16 protein-coding genes and 3 tRNA genes are annotated in these 20104 nt (G+C 35.6%); 14 read left to right on the top strand and 5 right to left on the bottom strand.

The window, feature by feature from the left end; all coding sequences use genetic code 11:
• The first annotated feature begins 141 nt into the window (after positions 1–141).
• The 3 genes from ACMA47_RS02550 to ACMA47_RS02540 all read left to right on the top strand — a co-directional run bounded on the left by ACMA47_RS02550 (position 142) and on the right by ACMA47_RS02540 (position 2207).
• Positions 142–1143: a GlxA family transcriptional regulator gene (locus ACMA47_RS02550; RefSeq protein ID WP_413928543.1), complete on the top strand. Its 1002-nt coding sequence runs from the start codon at positions 142–144 to the stop codon at positions 1141–1143.
• A gap of 105 nt (positions 1144–1248) precedes the next feature.
• Positions 1249–1875, top strand: coding sequence for a DJ-1/PfpI family protein (locus ACMA47_RS02545; RefSeq protein WP_413928542.1), 627 nt, complete (start codon positions 1249–1251; stop codon positions 1873–1875).
• Between the two features lie 259 nt (positions 1876–2134).
• Positions 2135–2207 (top strand) — tRNA-Lys (locus tag ACMA47_RS02540).
• Between the two features lie 166 nt (positions 2208–2373).
• Here ACMA47_RS02540 and ACMA47_RS02535 read toward each other — a convergent pair.
• Complete coding sequence (locus ACMA47_RS02535; protein WP_156106559.1) at positions 2374–2535, bottom strand: hypothetical protein; 162 nt, start codon at positions 2533–2535, stop codon at positions 2374–2376.
• 325 nt (positions 2536–2860) lie between these two features.
• Here ACMA47_RS02535 and ACMA47_RS02530 point away from each other — a divergent pair.
• The 5 genes from ACMA47_RS02530 to ACMA47_RS02510 all read left to right on the top strand — a co-directional run bounded on the left by ACMA47_RS02530 (position 2861) and on the right by ACMA47_RS02510 (position 6441).
• Positions 2861–2933: transfer RNA gene (locus ACMA47_RS02530), tRNA-Lys, on the top strand.
• Between the two features lie 233 nt (positions 2934–3166).
• On the top strand, positions 3167–4030 hold the full coding sequence (locus tag ACMA47_RS02525) for a helix-turn-helix domain-containing protein (protein ID WP_413928541.1): 864 nt from the start codon (positions 3167–3169) through the stop codon (positions 4028–4030).
• Positions 4031–4211: 181 nt separating this feature from the next.
• The gene (locus ACMA47_RS02520; protein ID WP_413928540.1) at positions 4212–5129 is read left to right on the top strand and encodes an alpha/beta hydrolase; all 918 of its coding nucleotides are present in this window, start codon (positions 4212–4214) and stop codon (positions 5127–5129) included.
• Positions 5130–5150: 21 nt separating this feature from the next.
• Complete coding sequence (locus tag ACMA47_RS02515) at positions 5151–6077, top strand: alpha/beta hydrolase (RefSeq protein ID WP_413928539.1); 927 nt, start codon at positions 5151–5153, stop codon at positions 6075–6077.
• A 291-nt stretch (positions 6078–6368) separates the two neighbouring features.
• Positions 6369–6441 (top strand) — tRNA-Lys (locus ACMA47_RS02510).
• A 110-nt stretch (positions 6442–6551) separates the two neighbouring features.
• Here the strand turns inward: ACMA47_RS02510 and ACMA47_RS02505 are convergent.
• Positions 6552–7418, bottom strand: coding sequence for an alpha/beta fold hydrolase (locus ACMA47_RS02505; RefSeq protein ID WP_413928538.1), 867 nt, complete (start codon positions 7416–7418; stop codon positions 6552–6554).
• 154 nt (positions 7419–7572) lie between these two features.
• Positions 7573–8061 (bottom strand): GNAT family N-acetyltransferase, encoded by a 489-nt coding sequence (locus tag ACMA47_RS02500; protein WP_413928537.1) that lies wholly within the window; start codon positions 8059–8061, stop codon positions 7573–7575.
• A gap of 488 nt (positions 8062–8549) precedes the next feature.
• Here ACMA47_RS02500 and ACMA47_RS02495 point away from each other — a divergent pair, with 488 nt between their 5' ends.
• The 3 genes from ACMA47_RS02495 to ACMA47_RS02485 all read left to right on the top strand — a co-directional run bounded on the left by ACMA47_RS02495 (position 8550) and on the right by ACMA47_RS02485 (position 15205).
• Positions 8550–9959, top strand: a complete 1410-nt coding sequence (locus tag ACMA47_RS02495) for a tetratricopeptide repeat protein (RefSeq protein ID WP_413928536.1) — start codon at positions 8550–8552, stop codon at positions 9957–9959.
• Between the two features lie 170 nt (positions 9960–10129).
• A complete protein-coding gene (locus ACMA47_RS02490; RefSeq protein ID WP_413928535.1) occupies positions 10130–11554 on the top strand; it encodes a tetratricopeptide repeat protein in 1425 nt (474 codons plus the stop codon).
• 648 nt (positions 11555–12202) lie between these two features.
• Positions 12203–15205, top strand: coding sequence for a reprolysin-like metallopeptidase (locus ACMA47_RS02485; RefSeq protein WP_413928534.1), 3003 nt, complete (start codon positions 12203–12205; stop codon positions 15203–15205).
• A 114-nt stretch (positions 15206–15319) separates the two neighbouring features.
• Here ACMA47_RS02485 and ACMA47_RS02480 read toward each other — a convergent pair whose 3' ends face one another.
• Complete coding sequence (locus tag ACMA47_RS02480; protein WP_413928533.1) at positions 15320–16480, bottom strand: FAD-dependent oxidoreductase; 1161 nt, start codon at positions 16478–16480, stop codon at positions 15320–15322.
• Between the two features lie 27 nt (positions 16481–16507).
• Entirely contained in the window at positions 16508–17263 is a 756-nt protein-coding gene (locus ACMA47_RS02475) for a helix-turn-helix domain-containing protein (protein WP_413928532.1), read from the bottom strand.
• Between the two features lie 196 nt (positions 17264–17459).
• On the opposite strand from ACMA47_RS02475, the gene ACMA47_RS02470 reads away from it, so the two are divergent.
• From ACMA47_RS02470 to ACMA47_RS02460, 3 genes are all read left to right on the top strand, one after another.
• Entirely contained in the window at positions 17460–18254 is a 795-nt protein-coding gene (locus ACMA47_RS02470; protein WP_413928531.1) for a class I SAM-dependent methyltransferase, read from the top strand.
• Positions 18255–18448: 194 nt separating this feature from the next.
• Positions 18449–19030 carry a Crp/Fnr family transcriptional regulator gene (locus ACMA47_RS02465; RefSeq protein ID WP_413928530.1) on the top strand — a complete coding sequence of 194 codons (582 nt, stop codon included), beginning with the start codon at positions 18449–18451 and terminating at the stop codon, positions 19028–19030.
• A gap of 64 nt (positions 19031–19094) precedes the next feature.
• Positions 19095–20030, top strand: a complete 936-nt coding sequence (locus ACMA47_RS02460) for a ketopantoate reductase family protein (RefSeq protein WP_413928529.1) — start codon at positions 19095–19097, stop codon at positions 20028–20030.
• The last annotated feature ends 74 nt before the right edge of the window (positions 20031–20104 follow it).

Genomic DNA, 20104 nt, shown 5'->3' with positions numbered 1-20104 from the left:
TAGAGTGCTGAGACTGTCTGATAAGGCAGTCTCTTTTATTTTGTTAGAAAAAGGATGAACGCTTCTGGCCGGAATTGTATGTTTTTTGTCATTGCAGACAAGATCCTTTCTCTCTACATTTGTACTCATACAGAACGAGATATGAAGAAAGAAGGACAACATACAGGAATGAAAAATATAGTACTTCTGGCATTACCACAGGTACAGCTGCTTGATATCGCCGGACCATGGGATGTTTTTACAGCGGCCAACCGTTTTCTGAACATTGATAAAGAGGATATTGGCTATCATGTATATCTCGTTTCCGGAACATCAGAGAAGATTATCTATTCTGGTTCAGGAATGCCGTTATCATGCAGCCATACCATTTATGATATTGATTTTCCTGTAGATACTTTACTGGTAGCTGGGACAGCGTTGAGTGTACTGGAGGAAATCAGCCACGATCTCTATCATTATCTTCAGAATATAAAATCAGACGTAAGACGGTTGGGATCTGTCTGCGTTGGGGCATTTGTTCTTGCCAAAGCAGGGCTGTTGGATGGTAAGCAGGTAACTACCCACTGGAAATTTGCAGATACATTGCAGAAGTCTTATCCCAAACTAGAGGTGAATGTCAATCCTTTTTTTATTCGTGATAAACCTATCTATACATCGGGAGGTGTTTCTTCCGGGATGGATCTTGCGCTGGCACTTTTGGAAGAAGACTTTGGAAAACCATTGGCCATAGAAGTTGCCCGTCATCTTGTTCTGCCTTTAAAAAGAGCCGGAATGCAGTCGCAGTTTGGAGATGCACTGCCGGAATATGAAATAATGTCTCCTTTTACAAAAGAAGTCCGTGACCTGTTGAAAGATAAGCTGAATGAAGCTATAACAGTAGAATATATTGCTGAGTCACTGAATATGAGTCCCCGTAATTTTTCCAGAGTCTTTCTAAAAGAATCAGGAATGACTCCCGGCCGGTTTCTTGAAAAAATGAGACTGGATCAGGCTAAAAATATGCTGGAATATACTGAGATGAGCATTGATATGATTGCCGTTAAATGTGGATTTAGCAATGCCATTTCGCTTCGCCGGGTATTCCTTAAAAATATTTCCCTTTCTCCGGCTCAATATCGGAAAGCGTTTAAAACTACAGAATAATTTTTTTCTGTTCTGATTTAAAATGAAACTGACCATTCTCAATGATCGGTAGGGAAGAACTATGCCTTTACTCAAAAAAATAATCATCTTAAAAATAAAAGAATTATGAAAAAAGACACTAAAACAATGAATGTCGCATTTTTAATTTATGATCAGGTAGAAGCTCTTGACTTAAATGGTCCTTTGGATGTTTTCGTTAAGGCGAATGTTGTACATCCCAACTCTTATCATTGCTTTACAGTCGGAAAAACAAAAGAACCCGTGTATATGGAAGCCAATACGATGGCTGCTATTCCTACTTACGATATTCATACCTGTCCTAAGCCGGATATGATTGTGGTTCCCGGAGCAAATCCGGAACACATTATGAAATATATCCAGGATATGGATTTTCAGGAAACCGTTTTAAAATGGATTAAAACTTATTACAATACCGGAACTGTAGTGTTTACAGTATGTACAGGAAGTATGCTGCTTTCCGGAACAGGCATCCTTGAAAACCATGATATTACTACCCATAGCATGTTGTTAGATACTTTAGAACAGTATAATCCGGAGGCAAATGTGATCAGGAATATTCGTTATGTGGATCAGGGACAGTTGATAACTACAGCTGGAATTACCGCTGGAATTGACGCTGCTCTTTATCTGATTGGAAAACATCTGGGTAAGGAGACAATGGATAATATTATCGAGATTTTTGAATATCAGAATAGAAAATCTGAAAGTTGAGTGTAACAGAAAAATAGATGGGTTTTAAAATTTTCGTCAACCGTAAAAATTGGCGGAAATTTTATTTTTAATTAAACGATTGCTCATTCTGTAATTTTATTGAAAAAAATAGTAAGCGTAATTAATTTATAAACAGGTGTTTAAATTTAAAGTGGTGAGATTTATCACAAAAAAGCATAGAAAAATTTGGATTTAAACAGTGTTTTCCTATCTTTGCAGTCCCTTAAACAAAGGGATTTACTTGAAAAAGTAAGTGGCCGACTCGGTAGCTCAGCTGGTAGAGCAATACACTTTTAATGTATGGGTCCTGGGTTCGAATCCCAGCCGGGTCACAATGTGAAAATGAAAATTTTCAAAAGCATTAAAAAACCTGCAAATTATTTTTGCAGGTTTTTTATTTATAGTGTTTGCTATAATGTTTCAAAATGGCCGATTATTTAAATTAACGGACCAGTTGATTGTACTCGTACTTTTTGCAATTGAAATTCAGCTATATCTTTATTCCTCATTCTTGGGCTTAAAGTTTCTCCCGACTCCCTGGCGGAGAAATGTAATTTTTCCTTGTACTTTTTTCGCTTTTTCAAGGACTTCCAATGCTTTTGTTCGTTCGTTAATTTTGCCAGCGTGTGTTATATTATCCTGACGTTCATTTTTTTTCATCCATCAATATAGTAAATTTATTTGAAAAAAGCAAATTATTGATATTAAGGTTGTTTCAAATTTTAAGAAAATAAAATTGATTTACTGATCGTCCGCGAGTAGCAAAGGGATTTGCAGTTTTCAATTTTTCATCGGAAGCCTTTTTGGTTCATTTTTGAAATTTACATTAAGAACCTTCTGAGGTGTGTAAAATTTTTATATCTGATATTGTAAAAGTTAGCAGAATCACAGGCATAAAATGTTCGGAAAGTATTGTAAATAAAGAAAAAGTTTCTATCTTTGCAGTCCCTTAAACAAAGGGTTTTACTTAAAAAAGTAAGTGGCCGACTCGGTAGCTCAGCTGGTAGAGCAATACACTTTTAATGTATGGGTCCTGGGTTCGAATCCCAGCCGGGTCACTTGAAAAAAGCTTCAACATACGTTGAAGCTTTTTTTGTATTCTGTTTTATTTAATATTTTTAATTTTCGTCATTCTGATAACCTTATTATTTTATACCATCAATACATGAGATGAAGATGATAAAAGCACCCGTTTTTGAAAATCAGTAAAATATTTCTTTTTTACCTTAAAATGTATCCTTATGTTAGTTGATAAAGAAACTACTTTTGTATACACATTATTTCTGAAGCAATGGCTAATAAAATATTTAATATAAAAGAATTTGCATCATATCTGAACGTTGCTCAACCTAAAAATGAAGATTTGCTTATCATCAATTTTGAAAACGAGCAAAATATAAGGTTGAAATCTGATCTCGTTACCATAGATTTCTATTTGCTGGCTATAAAACCACCTTTGGAAAAGAACTTTAAGAAGACCGATTTTTTGGAAGATCAGGCAAAGTCCTTTATGTATGTTGATTGTCCGCAGAACAATCTGGATTGGGATATTAATACTCCTAAGTCAGGCTATAATATTCTGGTAAGCGCCAAATATATCAATAAACTGGCAAAAGAATATAATTTCCCTCACTACAATAACCATGAGGCTTTATTTCTTACAAAAGAAGAGGAGGAAATCCTGTGGGATCTTTATAAAAAGGCATATAATGAATTCCAAAAAGAAAACTATTCCAGAGATATTATCCTGTCTTATATTACCTTGATCTTGTCTTATACACAAGTGTTTTACGACAGACAGTTTGATTCAAGAAGCAGTATTTATGATTCAGTAATTGAAAATTTTTATGAAAATCTGAAACAGTATTTCAGTCAGAAAGAAGAAGTTTCAGGTCTTCCGTCTGTTGCATTTTTTGCACAGAAGGCCAACCTGTCTGCTAATTATTTTGGAGATCTGATCAAGCATTTTACCGGCGAATCGCCTATAGAGCATATTCATAATTTTGTATTAAAACAGGCAAAAGACAAGCTTAAAAATACGTCACTTTCCATCAGTGAAATTTCTTATAGTCTGGGGTTTGATTATCCTAATTATTTTGCGAGATTTTTCCGTAAAAAAACCGGTATGTCTCCGAAAGTGTTCCGAGGAATGTAGCCATAAAACATCTGAACTATTGCATATTAAGCAGCCTTTGAGGTTGCTTTTTTTATTGGAGAAAAATTACAAACTGTAAAAAGTCTCCGTTTTAGAGTAATCTGTCTACATATCTGAGCAGGTACTCATGGTAACTTTGTTCTATCAAAATAACAAATATTTTAATTTAAAAAATAAGATCATGTTACAAAAGAAAATCAGTATTAAAAATGGAAACGGACAGGATATTACCTTATCAGCAATTGTCAATTTCCCCGAAGGATTTGATGAAAATAAAAAGTATCCGGTGATAGTCGTTTCGCATCCCGGTGGTGGCGTAAAAGAACAGGCATCCGGATTATATGCAAAGAAACTGGCAGAAAAAGGCTGGCTCACTATTGCTTATGATGCTTCTTATCCGGGTGAAAGTACAGGTGAACCACGTCAGCTGGAAAATCCTTATATCAGAACGGAGGATATAAGTGCGGTAATAGATTATCTGACCACTATTTCTTATGTAGATGCAGAAAGGATAGGAGCGATGGGTATCTGTGCCGGTGCTGGCTATACCGCAAATGCAGCCATTAACGATCACAGAATTAAAGCGGTAGGAATGGTAAGCGCTGTAAATATTGGTTCCATGTTTCGTAATGGCTGGGAAAATAATATAAAAGATGCTGATGCAATGCCATATCTTATGGCAGGAGCCGGTGCAAGAACCAATGACGCAAAAGAAGGACTGCAGACTATGCCTTTAGCCCCTATGAAAGAAGAAGATGCTCCTAACGAAGAATTGCGGGAAGCATGGGAATATTATCATACAGACCGCTGCCAATATCCTACAGCTCCGGGATGGGCAACATTACGAAGCCTTACCCAGATTATTACCTATGATGCTTACAATAAAGCAGAATCATTCTTCACACAACCTCTGCTGGCAATTGTAGGAAGTGTGGCAGGAAGCGCTTGGATGAGTGATGATCTTCTAAATATTGCAGCAACTGCAGATAAGAAAAAATATATCATAGAAGGAGCAAACCATATGTCATTGTACGACAGAGAAAATAATGTGAATGAGGCTGTTGATCAGCTGGTAACTTTCTTTTCTGAAAAATTATAAACATTACCCAATTTAATCACAATGAATACACAAAAAATAACATTTAAAAACATAGCTTGGGACAATGCTGGAATTTTGCATTTTCCATCCGGCTTTAATCAGAATAAAAAATATCCAACCATTATTTCCATGCATCCTATTGGAAGCTGCAAAGAACAGACAGCAGGAAATGTTTATGGTAAAGCATTAGCAGAAGCAGGGTTTGTTGTGTTGGTATTTGATGCTTCTTTTCAGGGAGAAAGTGGAGGAACACCCAGATATATTGAAAATCCATACCAGCGTACAGACGATGTACGTTATGCCATCGACTATCTGGAAACTCTGCCTTATGTAGATGCTGAAAAAATCGGGATAATGGGAGTTTGTGGAGGAGGTGCATATTCTTTGAATATTGCGATGACTGAACGCCGTATTAAAGCAGTGGTTTCCATTACCGGAGTCAACTTTGGACGTCTTTTACGTGACGGTTTTGCAGGCGGAAGCCCTATGGAAGTCCTGGGCCAGATAGCTGCACAAAGAAGTTCTGAAGCCAAGGGTGGTGATTTGTTGACTATCAATATGTTGCCTGAAAGTGTGGAAGTAGGTAAAGCTGCTGGGATTGAAGATATAGATGTACTGGAGGCTACGGATTATTATAAAACTTCAAGAGGGCAGACTGTTGGAGGAGCCACAAGTGCTGTATATTCACGTTTAGGCATAGGAATGGGCTGGGATGCGTTTTATCTTGCAGAAACCTTATTGACCCAACCCATTCTGGTAGTGGTAGGAGATAAACCAGGAGGATTCGGAGCATATAGGGACGGATACGAAATTACTCGTCGTGCTGCATCAGAGAAAAAAGAATTATTAGTTATAAAAGGTTTTTCCCATTATGATCTTTATGACCAGCCTGAGCCGGTAAGACAGGCATTAGAAAAAGTTGTTCCTTTTTTCAAAGAAAATTTATAAAAAATTTTAGGAAAGAAAGTAGCTTTAACAGAAACTCTGGTTTCTATCATAAAAAGGATTGTTCAATAGAATAATCCTTTTTTATTGAAAGTCTTTTTTTTTATCCGTTTTACAAGATTTGAAATTTAAAATTTATATCTGTGGCAGAAGTAGTAAAATTTTTGTCTCTGATTCTGTAAAAGTTAACGAGATTCAGGTCTTTAAATTTCGGGGAAGTATTGTAAATAAAGAAAAAGTTTCTATCTTTGCAGTCCCTTAAATAAAGGGATTTGCTTGAAAAAGTAAATGGCCGACTCGGTAGCTCAGCTGGTAGAGCAATACACTTTTAATGTATGGGTCCTGGGTTCGAATCCCAGCCGGGTCACAACAAACGGACAAACTATTTTATAATGGTTTGTCCGTTTTTCTTTATACTGAGATTTTAATTTTGTGAGATCAATACAAGTTAAAATGAATGCATTCAGAATTACATGTTTAAATAAAATGATTCAATTTATCTACGACATGTATCCAAAGCCTGTCTTTCATATTTTTTTTGAAAAAACCAAAGTGGTCAATTTTTTTTAATCCTAATTCCGAAGGAATCAGTTTTGTGAAAGTAATATCTTCTTTACTGTCAATGTGCTGCCAATATGTTTCAGTGTTTTTCTGGCTGGATATCGTATCATCTGTGGTCCAGAATAGATGAATGGGGAATGTATAATTCTTGAAATGCCCTATAGGAACAGTGGTACCATAAAATTGAGCATCGAAAAAGTAATCTTTCTTTTCAAGCCAGTTTCGCCACTCATACACTACATTTTTGGGCAGGTTTTCCATTAATCCAAAGGTTTTGGCTTTTACATATCCTGTCATCAGAACACTTATGGGAGCAAACATATAAAAATAAAAATAAGCCTTCATTCTGTATGAGAACGGCATATTCATATAATAGCCTGCAGATACGGCAAAATTGATCATTCCCTTTACATTATCCAGATTTTTCATAAATCCGATTTGCTGGCCTCCGGCACTGTGCCCTACAATCATAAAAGGAAGATCGGGAAACTTTTTATTTAAAAAATCTTTGATGGCGGGCATATCTTTTACTCCATAATCTGAAAAGGTGAACTCACAGGTTTTCAGATTTCTGGAAAAAGAATCTCCGCTTCCTCTGTAATCCCAAAGACAGCACAGAAAATCATTTTCAGCAAGATAGGTGAGGAAAGACAAATAGAATTCTTTTTTTGTTCCGGTGCCACAGTTAAATTGAACCACTGCTTTTGGATGATCCGGAATAAGAAGAATACCTTTAAGCTTTACACCATCATCACATATTGTTTCAAAATTTTCCGTTTTCATGTTTTAATTTAACTTAAAAATTAATGATACATTGTATGGTATAGAGCTGTATCCTTTTTTCGTTGTTAAATTTAGTAAATAGCCTGATTCCATTATAATATTTAACTATGCAGTACTAGGTTTCTGCATCAGGATTTTGAGGGGTATTCAATTTTTATTCAGGCATATATTTCATCATGAGACAATTGCTGATATGTTGGGCAGAAGTTTTTTCTACTTCCAAAAATCCTGTCTTTCTGTATAAATTGTAAGCCCTGTCATTTCCAGGGGCAACTTCTAAAAAAATTTCAATATCATTAAATTGTTTTCCTGCTTCATGAATAACAGCTTCAATCAATCCCTGACCTATATTCTTTCCTTGGAACTCCTTTTTTACATACATTTGGTAAATCATGCCAGAGTTTTCCTCATTTTTAACAAAAGTACATATGCCTATAAGCAGACCATCTGCGTAGGCACCCAATACAAATCTTCCAAAAGTCTGTTCTTCAATATCTTTTTCTATTTGAAATTTTTCAATTTTCAAGGCTTCATGGTAGTTGGCTCCAAATGATGCCGGGAACTGTTCCAGACTTTCCAGACGGATGGTACGGTATGTTTTGCTTTCTTCGGGAAGAAGTTTTCGATAGCTAATAATATTCATGCTGATCAGGTTTTCATTTATATATATACAAAGATGGAGATAATTTTATTTAGCAACAGAATTTTAAATAATTGATTAAAATTTTAAAACCATCTCATCTATTTGTAACAATTTTCATTTCAGATAGTCTTATTATAAACAAAATATACACTTTTTGATCAGAAAAGCATGTAAATGCAGTCTTTCAAATTTAAAAAAGTGCTTGTTTAAGGAGGAATATTACATTATTTTATTTGAATGTTACATTTTTGCGAAATAACTCGTTTATTTCATAAGGAACATGATAAATTATGTATATTTATAACACTCATTGGGGAATAATATTTAAATAACGGTAGAAAATTATCAACTTATTTGTAAATAAGTGAATAGGTAGATATGTAGATATATAGGGAAAAGTGGTGATGGGAAAAATTGACTTAATCATTTTTAAAAATATAAAGATAAACTCAGAAGGTATAAAGAAAATAATAGCCTTTACAATCTGCATGGGAATATTTTTGGCTATATTTTCATGTCATAGTGAACCTCAAAATGCAGAGAGAGAAAACTTTGATGTATCTCTATTGACTGAAAGTTCAGAACTTCAACTGTCCGGTGAATATGAAGCTTTTGTCCGGCTTAATAAAGAATATCTGAAGAAAGCCGCCAAAATGCGGTATACAGGAGGAAAAGGACTCTGCTATCTGAATATGGCAAGTGTAAATGTTTCTGCAGGGAATTATGAAAAAGCCCGGTTCTTTTTCAATAAAGCAGAAAAAGATCTGTTCAATTCTGAAAATACTTACCATAAAGCAGTCTTCTATGATGATTACAGCCTGTATTATTCTCACCTTAAACTCAATGATAAGGCTATAGAATGTAATAGCAAAGCATTTTATTATTTAAAACAGGCAAAAAAAACGAAACTTACCCAGAAACTTCTGCCAAGACTTTATGTAAACAAAGGAATTTACTATGCATGGAAAGGATGGTATGGAACTTCTTTAAAATGTTTTACCAAAGCAAATATGCTGGAAAATTCGGCGTATACCAATTGTATGGTGGCACAATATTATTTATTTACCCATAAACCTGATTCTGCGGGTATATACATTGCCAGAGCAGATGAAAAAATGATCAGCCAGAAAACAACGGATGTGGAATCTCTTTGGGTGTATTATACAATGGGATATTATTATAATGAAATTGATAATAGTGAAGAGGCTGAAAAAGCCCTTAAAAAAGCCCTGGAGATCAACATTAAGACAAGACGAACCTATTCTTCCCATATAAAAGAAGTTTACAAAGCACTTGCAGAATTATACAAGAAAAAGAATGACGGAGGTAAGGCCTATTTTTATCTGAAGAAATATATGGAAGAGGAAGGAAGGTTTGATGCAGAACGATTTGTCGTTATGAATAAAGCTACCGAAGATTTTATTTCAGAAATGAAGCAGGAATCAGACTGGCATAAAAATGATCTTCCGTTATTTATTGCATTGTCTATCACAGTACTAACCGTTTCAGGGGTATATGTGAGGAAAATAATTAACAGGTTACAAAAGAAGAAGAATACTTTAAAAGAGCAAACCGATACGTTGAAAAACCATGTTCAGACAAAGCAGCGACAGGAAGTGATTGAATTGGCTAAAAGGAATGATTCTTCTTTCTTGTTGAAATTTAAAGAATTCTATCCTGAATTTATTAAGTCGCTGCTGGAGATCAATCCGGATCTTGAAAATTCAGAGCTGGCTTTCTGTGCCATGCTGAAATTACGTTTTTCATCCAAAGAGATTGCAGATTATACTTTTGTACAACATAAATCTGTTCAACAGAAGAAATACAGGATCAGAAAAAGACTGAATATTCCCGGAGAAACAGATATTTATGACTTTTTTGAAAACTTAGCAGAATAAAGAAATATATCACAATAAAAGCAGCAGGATTCTGTTTTATGAAAAGATTTTATTGTTGATCTTATCAGAAATAACCATTGAGAACTTTAAAATTAAACAGGATTGTTATTCTAAAAAGATCATTATTAATCATGATTTATACAGGAATTTTAGCTTAATTAGAGAAACCTATGATGCGTATTTTTCTTTCTGTTTTACTGTTTGTTTTAGTTTCGTGCCATTCTCATTCAAAGAAAGAGGCTGAAAAGAAATTTGACGTTGCCTTGCTGAAACAGAATGAAAAGTTCAGAATTGCCGGAGCGTATGATTCATTGATTAATCTTAATAAGAGATATTACAAAAAGGCCGATGAAATGAATTATGCGGATGGGAAGGCGCTCTGCTATATCAATCTGGCAGAACTCAATATATCCCTGGAAAATTTTCAGAAATCACAAATTCTCTTTGATAATGCAAAAGAGATTCTGGATGATTCGGAGGACAACATCCACAAAGCCAGATTTTATAACGTCTATGGCCGTTTCAATATAGAGCTTCGAAGGCTTGATAAAGCTTTTCAATATAATAATGAAGCCATGAACTTTATAAAGAAAAGTGATCCGTCAGAACTTAAAAATGATCTGCTTTTCAGTATTTATTTCAGACAGGCTATTTATCTTGTTCAAAAAAAAGACTATGGAAAGGCCCTTGAATATTTCCATAAAGCGAAAAAACTGGATAATACAGGTCTTACAGATTGTGCTATCAGTGATTATGTTTATATACGGAGAAACAAAGATTCTGCCTATAAATATATAATGACGGCTTACAACAAAGCCAATATGAGAGGTAAAGAGGACGGAATAGCTCTTTATGCCAATACCATTCTGGGGGAATATTTTCTTTATTATAAACAATATGATAAGGCAGAACAGGCTCTGAATAAAGCATTGAAAATCAATGATAAAACAAAACGTGTCTATGCTTATTATGGTAAGTATATCTATAACGATCTCAGAATGTTATATGAACGTACCGGTGATAAAGAAAAGGCTTATTTTTATTTGGAAGCCTATACAGATGCTTTTTACCGGACCAATAGCTCTTTGCTGGCTACCATCAATCAGGATATGGAGTCTTTTATTACAGTTGCCCAACAGGATGCTCATCATCATACAAGTAAAATCTATTGGATTGTTTCTCTGTCGTTTATTGGTCTTTGCCTGCTGGGATTATATGCCTGGAGAATTATTCTTACTTTAAGAAAACGGAAAAAAGTTCTTGCTAAAGAAGCTGAAAACCTGAAAATAAGAATGAATGACAATAAACAGGAAGAAATTATAGAACTGGGTAAAAAAAATGACCCTGAATTTCTGGATCGTTTTAAAGAAACTTACCCCGAGTTTATTGCTCAGCTTTTAACGATTAATCCCAATCTTGAAAATTCTGAATTGATTTTTTGTGCAATGCTTAAACTTCATTTTACCTCTAAAGAAATAGCAAACTATACGATGGTTCAGCATAGGAGTATTCAGCAGAAAAAATACAGGATCAGAAAAAAATTGAATATTCCGGGAGAAACAGATATTTATCATTTCTTTGATACCTTAAAATAATCCAAAAAAAAACTGTCTGATTTATCAGGTCAGACAGTACTCGAAAATATTCTCTTTTCACCACTCGGTTTTTTTAGTGGTCTCAATGGTCAAATATGAAAATTTTTAATGAAAACAAGAAAAAAGACTATACTACATGGGTACTACATGGTGTATTTGGTTGTTTAAATTGCTGATATTTAAATGATTGTAATTTATTGTCGATTTGTTGACTTATTTTTGAAAAAGAGCCAGAGTTCTTGGAATCTCTCCCTTTTTTACACTGCGTTTTTGATTACTCTTTTTTTAATTCATCGTTTTTTCATCTGATTTTCAGCATTGTTTTTTTCATCCGTCTTTAGATGGAAATTTTTAATAATAGGTACTCATAAAAACAGAACTATTTAAGACAAAATTGGGTATTAAATGTAAGTGGTTGATAATTAAATATTTGTCATTGCTGCTGTATGTGTGTAGTATCATTTATTTTTGTTTTTTATTTAGAATATACAAGTTTTGTGGAGTGATTTGTTGTGAATTTTTCATCATTGATTTAATTTTGTTGAACTTATGATAATGCTTAAGTGTATTAATTAGAATCCAAAATGATCTTTTGATAAAAAATGATCAACCTACAATCATACAACCAAAGTAATTATAAATAAATCTATGAAAAAAAGAATTTTATTCGTTTGTGCATTAGCATCTTGTTTTACGGTTTTCAATGCTCAGAGATGGGAGTCTGTCTCTCAGAAAACCTCACAGATAAGAGAAGGAGTAGAAGTACAACATTCTTATAGAGTGGATCTGAAATCTCTTCGAGAAATGCTAAGAAATGCTGAAGAAACCGGGAAAAGTGCAAGACCGGTAATTATTTCTTTACCTACTGTAGAAGGGAAGATTGAAAAATTTGCTGTTTACAGCAATCCTGTAATGGATGTGTCGCTGGCAGAAAGATATCAGCTTGGATCATATGTAGGAGTGGGCGTAGATGATCCGTCTAAGTATGTAAGATTCAGTACATCTCCCAATGATATGCAGTCGATGATCATTAAAGATGGTATATTCCAGTTTATAGAGCCAATAAGTGCTGATAAACAAACTTATGGAGTATTCTATAAAACAAAGAATGAGGGAGAGCACGGCTTTAAATGTGATACAGGAGAACGTGATTTTAAGAATATTAATAAATTGATAGAGAATGGTAAAAAAATGCTTTCCGGAGTTGGAATCGCCAGCAGACCTACCAATACAAAATACAGAGATTTTAGAATGGCATTGTCCGTTACAGGAGAATACAGCCAATATCAGTTAACTGCAGCAGGAACTCCGGCCAATGCAACCGACGACGTAAAGAAAGGAGTAGTGCTGGCTGCCATGAATAATACGATGACCCGCATAAACGGAGTTTTTGAACGTGATTTCGGGGCTCATTTAACCGTTCAGAATCTTCCGGATATCATCTATCTTGATCCGGCTACAGATCCTTACTCTAATAATTTAAATCTCCAACTGCAACAGACCCTTACCTCTGTAGTAGGAAATGCTAACTATGATATCGGGCATGTTCTTAATCAAAACGCAGAAAGAAGCGGAAATGCAGGAGGAATCGGAATTGTCTGTGTAGATCCTGCCACTAATACTGAAATAAAAAAAGGTTCTGCTTACACCCAGGGACCTGTTCCTGTAGGTGAAGTTTTTGACTTTACTGCAGCGCATGAAATGGGACATCAATTGGGAGCTAATCACACATTTTCAAATACTTCTGTCACAGATGCCAATCAGGGAGCCAATGTAGAGCCTGGAGGAGGTACTACTATTATGGGCTATGCCGGGATTACCTATGATAATGTGCAGGCTAATGCAGATGGATATTTCCATTATAAATCCATTGATCAGGTGCTAACGAATCTGGAAAATAAGCTTAATTGTGGAGCCTCTCAAAATATAAACAATAATACGGCACCTGCTATTAATCCTTTGGTGGCTTATAGTATTCCTAAAGGAACCGCTTATTATCTTGAAGCTTTAGCCATTGATGCAGAAAATGATCTTGTAAACTATACCTGGGAACAGAATGACAGTACAGATGAGTTTTCTACAATTTCAGGAGATAGCGGATGGGGATACAATCCAAAAGGAGCTTTAACAAGATCAGTTCCTGGTACGGCAAACGGAAGAAGATATTTTCCAAAGTTAGCGAGTGTTATGAATGGAACTCTAACAGACAAGCAATCATGGGAAACGGTATCTTATATCCCCCGAACATTAAATTATGCTGTAACAGTAAGAGACCAAAACGCGCAGCGTCCTATGGTTTCAAGTTCAACAACTACAGTGACTGTAGGGAATGATGGACCGTTCAAATTCAATGGGCTTACTGCATCTTCAGTATTGTATAATGATGCTGTAAATACAATCTATTGGGATGTTGCCAATACAAATGCTGCACCTTATAATACAGCGAGTGTGAAAATTGATTACACTACAGATAATGGAACAACCTGGACAAATCTGGTTGCTGCAACACCAAACACAGGAAGTTATAGCGCACAAATGCCAGGAAATATAAATGGAGCTATAAAACTAAGAGTTTCAGCTGTAGGAAATATCTTCTATGCTGTTTCTCCTGCTATAAACGTGGGCAGTGCACCTACATCTCCTACATCAGCACCTACAGGCATTTCTACAATAGATACTGAGATTTTCAAAACAACAGCAAGAGTATCCTGGAATAGTGTTCCGGGAGCGACTTACTCTGTTAATTACAGAAAAACAGGAACAGGAAACTGGTCTAATGCTGTGAGCCAGGCAAATTCTGTAGTTCTGAATAATTTAGAAGATGAAACCAATTATGAAGTACAGGTAGCGGCTGTAGTTAATTCTGTTTCCGGGACTTTCTCAAATAATTATACATTCAAAACAAAAGGATTAAAGACAGGAGTTGATTACTGCCTTTTAAATTCAGGTTCGCCTTATGTAGGATCCATCTTAAAAGTTACCGTTGCAAATCTTGATTATAGTGATCTTACAGCAAGATCCTACAAAGATTTAAGCGAAGATCTTACTAAGGTTGTTAATTTGACACAAGGCAGTACCTATACGCTTACGCCTAGAATAGGGAATCTGTTGCAAAACGGAATGCCGGTAAATGTATCTGCCTGGATTGATTACAATAGAAACGGAGTATTTGAATCTACAGAAAGGGTAGGACAGACTTCTGCGACAACAAATGCAGGTAATATAGGGCTACCAAGCTTTAACTTCATCGTTCCTGCTACCACTTACTCTGGAGATAAAGTGTTAAGAATGAGAGTGGTTGGTAAATTTGCAACAAGTGCCTTGAGTAGCGTATGTGGTGAGCTGGCAAGCCAGGCCGGAGGTATTATGGATCTTCCTGTGAAAATTACTGCGAGCACCCTTGCTGTGAGAGAAACGGTAGATACAAAATCATCAGAGGTATCTATTTATCCTAACCCTGCAGATACATTTGTAGAAGTGAAAAACCTTAAAGGTAAAGGGGATTACAAAATTTATAGCGCAGATGGAAGACTTGTTCAGGAAGGTAAGATTGATGGAAAAATCAATGTAGCTTCTCTTGTAAAAGGAATGTATGTGATCACTATAAAAGATGAGAAAAACACTTACAACACCAAATTAATCAAAAAATAAACAGCACGAATGAATCTCCGTATCAGGATCTAAAAGCGGAGAGAAAAAGAATTATTTCAAGAGGGAAAAAAGGCTGTCTTCAACAGAAGGCAGCCTTTTGATTTTTGAGGATAATTAATCCAAATGGCTATTAAAAAAATCAAGCATAGTGGTTAATGACTTTTCAGAATGCATTCGTTCTCCATTTTCAAGGGATTCTTCCGTGGCAATCGCAGCTCTTGTCCGCATTGCCTGTTCGTAACCGGAAATGGCTTCCTGTAAAGTATGATAATGGTTATCCGTTAAATATTCACTCAGTTCAAGGGCATCCAGCATAGCCATATTAGCGCCTTCTCCAGCAAATGGTGGCATTACGTGGGCTGCATCCCCAATCAATGTGAGGTTGGATTGAGCTTCCCATGTTTGATCTAAAGGCATAGAGTAAATCAAACGTGGAATAAATGGAGTTTTTGCATTTTTAAAAAGTTCCTCCCAGATAGAAGCCCATTCCGAGTATTCTGTTTTGAACCATTTTAGCATCTGTGTATTATCAGAAAAATCAAGACCGCTAGTGGTAGGCCAGTTTTCATCGGCTTTAAAACTTGCATAAAATCCGAGATCTCCATTGCCTTTTTGTCCCAGTAAGATATTTTGAGAATTTCCGAATGCCATTATTTTCCCCCCTTTGATTAAAGCGTCAATCTGAGGAGCATTTTCTTTTGAAATATTTCCTTCCAGCATAATGATTCCTGAATAAACAGGTTTATTATCAGTGAGATAAGGTCGGATTTTAGAATTGGCGCCATCTGAAGCAATGACAAGATCAGCGTACACAGAATTTCCATTTTTAAAATGCAGCAGCCAGCCTTCATTATGACGCTCCATAGACAGAAAATGACTGTCCCAGACTACCATTTCAGGAAATAGAGATTCCAGCAGCATATTTCTTAATGGACCGCGATCTATTTCAGGGCGAAAATGTTCATGGCCGAAATCTTCTTCAGGCTTTGTTTCATGATCGTTAAAAAATATTTCGGCTTTTTCATTCATGATCAGTGTTCTGTCTGCTCCGGGACGAAAAGTCTTTTTAAATTCCTCCAATAATTCTGCTTTGCGAATGGCTGCCAGCCCAGAATCTTCATGCATGTCAAGAGGAGAGCCCTGTACACGGGCATTTTTATTAAAATCTCTTTCATATACTTTTACATCTGCACCTTTCAGTTGTAAAAGTCTTGCCAGTGTAAGTCCTGCAGGACCACCACCAACGATTGCTATTGATTTATTGTCTATCAGCATTGTTTATTTAAATTTTACAATGCAAATTTATTTTCCTTTCAATACTGATAATAGTACAAATCGGTCGTTTTTATTTTTGGATAATTCTTTAGGAGCAACTCCTGAAAATTTCTTTACTTCTTTGATGAAATGATTCTGATCAGTATAATTCAGTTCCGGGAAAAGCCTCCCCTGCGCAATATGTTCCAATGATGCTCTGAAACGCAAAATAGTAGAGTAGGCTTTTAATGATAAACCAAGTTGTTTGGTAAAGTACCGGTTGATCTGTCTGCTGCTCCAGCCTGTTTTTTCAGAAAGTTCCTGTACGGTCATTTCCCCTTTTGAAGCATACACCAATTCAAAAAGTTTGATTTTTCTTTCATCTATTTTCTGAGGAAGCAGTTCTTTTATTTTTTGAGTGGCTTTCGTACAGCAATGATTAAAATCCTTTATATCGTCAGCTTTAAAATTCCAGAAATCAGGAGAAAGCTCTTTTCCGATATTCAATAAATCAGCGATGGAAGTATTTAAAATATATTCCACAGCAAGAGGTTTAAAACTAACGATAAAAGCTGTTGTATGAGGAGCGATATATCTTTGTTCAGGATAGGTTTCCAGTCCGAGAAGAGTAATATGAAAAGGCTCTGAAGCCGATTGTGAGAAAAATAAATCAATTCTTCCATCAGGAATGATCACAACTTCCTTAGCTTCATCCGAAAGATTCTGAAAAGTACCCAGATTTTCAACAAAATCTGCGATCTCTTTGTCAGGTTCGATGAAGGTGTAAGTGAAATCATTGTCCATAATGATGATCTGCGCAGATTGTTTTTGAAGAAGAAAATTACAAAATTTGTGATAAACTGCAAAGCCCAATAAAATTCATTATGATTCTTAAGGGTTCAACTGGACCAGTACATTTTAGAAAATCTGTACCAGTTGAATGGCTTCCGAATACAATATTTTTGTAAATTGACAATTAAATGACCAGAAAATAAAAAATATGAAGGAGCAAGAAATAGATTTTTTACAGCACAATGAATCAGCCTGGAACAAACAGGCATTAGCACAGAATGAGTGGTCAAAAGCGGTAAGCACCGAAATAATTAATAACGCAAAAGAAGGAGATTGGGAGGTTCACCTGACCCCAAAACCACTGAATAAAGAATGGCTGGGAGAGGTAAAAGGAAAGAAGATCCTGTGCCTGGCATCTGCAGGAGGACAGCAGGCTCCGGTTTTGGCTGCTGCAGGAGCTTCTGTTGTAGTTTTTGATATTTCCGGAGAACAGCTGAGACAAGATGAAAAGGTAGCAGAACGTGATGGATTATCGTTGCAAACGGTTCAGGGTGATATGAGAGATTTAAGTTCATTTGAAGACGAAACTTTTGATATTGTATTTCATCCCATATCCAATCATTATGTGGAAGATGTGAATCCGGTTTGGAGAGAAGCTTACAGAGTATTGAAAAAAGGAGGTGTACTACTTGCAAGTTTTTTTAATCCTGTAGTGTTCGTAGCAGATCGAAATCCTCAGGATATAAAAGATGGAATTATAAGACCTAAATATAGGCTTCCTTATGCCGATATAAAAGATTTGAATCAGGATCAGATCAACAGAAAACTGGAAAATAATGAAGCTCTGGTTTTCGGACATACCCTTTCCGATCTTATTGGAGGACAGTTGAAAGCTGGTTTTATGATTGAAGATTTTACAGAAGAAATGCAGCCCAATCCACGCTTTTTAATTGATCAGTATCTGCCTACTTTCATAGCAACAAAAGCAGTGAAATTGAAATAATTCCAATGGTCATGTAAGTCTTAACGGTTTTTAGGAGGATCATTTCTAATGATGTGAAAAATTCCCCTCCTTTGGAGGGGTGGTGAAAATTCAAAGAATTTTTGACGGGATGGTTTTACCGCTTCAAATTAACTATACTTCCACGAATTATTGTTACTTTAGATGGCTCAAAGTATATTTATGAGGACATTTTAATGGACAAATCATCACTTAATACCTACTTTCATTCCTTATTCAGTATCCAAGCTGAGGTAGTTGAAAAAATTACTGAAAAATTCAGTCATTTTAATTTAAAAGCGAATACTGTTTTACTGGATAAAAATGCGATCAGTACCAAAACCTATTTTCTGGAAAAAGGGTATGTCCGTTCATTTATATTGAATGAAGATAATGAGGAGATCACAACGAATATTTATACAGCTCCATGCTTTGTTAATGATTTTCTGTCCTTTTTCAGGCAGCAGCCTACCAAAGAAATATACCAGACCGTAACCGATTGCGTTTTCTGGGAAACGGGATTGGAAAATGTACAGCATAATTTCCATAATATTCCCGAGTTCAGAGAGTTCAGCAGGCTTCTTTTTGTTCTGAATTATTATAATATTCATGACAGATTGATCGAAATGGCGAGTCAGAAGGCTTCCACAAGATATTTTAACCTGATGAAGAAAGATCCGGATATTTTTCAGCATGTTCCTTTGAAGATCATTGCTTCTTACCTCGGAATTAAAGACAGTTCACTGAGCAGGATCAGAAGAGATATTCACAAACTGTAATTTCTTTTCATTTGTCAAGTGATACTTTTGAAATCATCGCTGATCTTTGCTTAAAAATAATTTCATGAACAAAAAACATATTGTAGTAGTAGGATTGGGTGGTGTAGGTGGTTATTTTGGTTTTAAAATCAATCAGACCAATGAAACTACAGGAAAATATACCGTTTCTTTTGTCGCCCGAGGAGAAACTTATGATAAAGTAAAAGAAAACGGATTGACGTTGCTGTCTCCGGAGCATTCCAATTCACAGACGCATCCTAATGATATTGTGCAGAACATCAGTGAGATCAAAAATCCTGATCTGGTGTTGATCTGTGTAAAAGAATATGATCTTGAAAATGTCTGTAAGCAATTACTGTCAGTCATTCATAAAGATACTGTCCTTCTTCCGATGATGAACGGAGCGGACATCTATGACAGAATACGCACTATTATTCCTGATCATACTGTTCTTCCAACCTGTGTGTATGTAGCTTCTCATATTAAGGAAAGAGGAACTGTAGAACATAAAGGTAATGCAGGGAAAATTATTGTGGGAAGAGATCCTGAGCATTTTTCTACCCCGGTGGAATGGGTAACGGATGTATTGAATGAAAGTAAAATTGAATTTGATTTTAAAGATAATTCATTAAAAGATATCTGGACAAAATTCATATTCATAGCAAGCTTTGGATTGGTCACAGCTAAGCATAACTCGTCTATGGGAGCCGTATGTAATGACGAACAGCAAAAGAATGAAGCCACCGGAATTATGAAAGAAATCAAACAGATTGCTGCTAAGAAAGGAATAGATCTTCAGGAAGATATTGTTGACGCTACTTTTAAGAAAGCCTCTACATTTCCCTTTGAAACTCCAACTTCCTTACAGCTTGATATCAATTCCGGAAAGAAGGAGAACGAGTTGGAATTATTTGCAGGTGCTGTATTGAAATATGGTGCTGAAACAGGGGTAGAAACTCCTTTCACTCAGAAGATTTACACTGAGATTAAAGCAAAATAAGTTTAGGCTAAAGCCGAATGAACAGAATATAAAAAGGCGGGTTAAAACCCGCCTTTGTTGAAATTAAATATAAA

This window comes from Chryseobacterium sp. T20 (genome assembly GCF_047345655.1).
Lineage (GTDB): Bacteria > Bacteroidota > Bacteroidia > Flavobacteriales > Weeksellaceae > Chryseobacterium.
The sequence above is the reverse complement of the archived record's forward strand: the minus strand, read 5'-3'. Positions and strand labels throughout refer to the sequence as shown.